Source organism: Candidatus Symbiopectobacterium sp. NZEC135, from assembly GCF_025962695.1.
Map to the genome: position 1 here is coordinate 1 of NZ_JAGFPF010000854.1, position 885 is coordinate 885.

At 49.3% G+C, this 885-nt stretch carries 1 pseudogene; it reads left to right on the forward strand.

The window, feature by feature from the left end:
* A pseudogene (locus J5224_RS30960) lies at positions 1–650 on the forward strand (hypothetical protein); the annotation flags it as partial.
* Positions 651–885: the final 235 nt, after the last annotated feature.

Here is an 885-nt window from a genome sequence, read left to right on the forward strand (position 1 = left end):
ACGCTTTATGCCCGGGATTACATGGTTCAGCCGGTTCGGGAAATCGTTATGCGCTGGCATGCAGCACCGGATTATTGCTGATTACGCAAAACACTGCGGCACCGGAAATCAAACACCTGCCTTATTCGCCTTCGCTCCCGCAAGGCAGCGTATCCACGCTGATTGGCGGAAAAGGGATGCAATATTTTATCGGTAATTATGGCCCTGACCGCATTGTGTTGATTGATCCTACCCAGTCTGACAGCTTCCGGCTAATTCAATTGCCAACCCGTCGCGTGCATTTTGCCGTCGATCCGGTGCGCGCTAAATATGCCTATGTGTTTACCGAAGATGGCAAGCTGCATCAGGTTGATGTGATAAAGGGGCAAATTACCCAATCGGTCCGTGTCACCGAACCCTATTCTATGGATGGGCATTGGAACGATCCGCGGCCACGTATTGCGGTGGCTGACGACAAAATTTTTGTTACCGATCCTCTGAAAAGTAAAATACATGTTCTGGATGCCGTGGCATTCACCGAAAGCGGAGAAATCCCGGTTGATGGGCAGCCCTTCAATATTGTGGCTGTAGGCGGTTCCGGCAAGGTGCACGACGACGGACATCATCATCAGCACGAGCATCATCATGATGATGCAAAAAAAGGGAAATGAGGTATCACCTTTTGAGGTGATGTACTCCTGCTGAACTTGAAAAACGGCGCTGTCATGGATGGCGCTGTTTTTTTATTAGCGAATCGCGCTGAATTCATTTGTTTTTTCGCCATCAGAGCGCTTTTGTACTAGGTTGAATAGTGACGGGTTAATGGTAACCCGTGGTTTGTAACGGTGACTGGAGGTGACCATGGGATTCTGGCGTATTGTGTTAACCATTCTTCTTCCGCCGTTG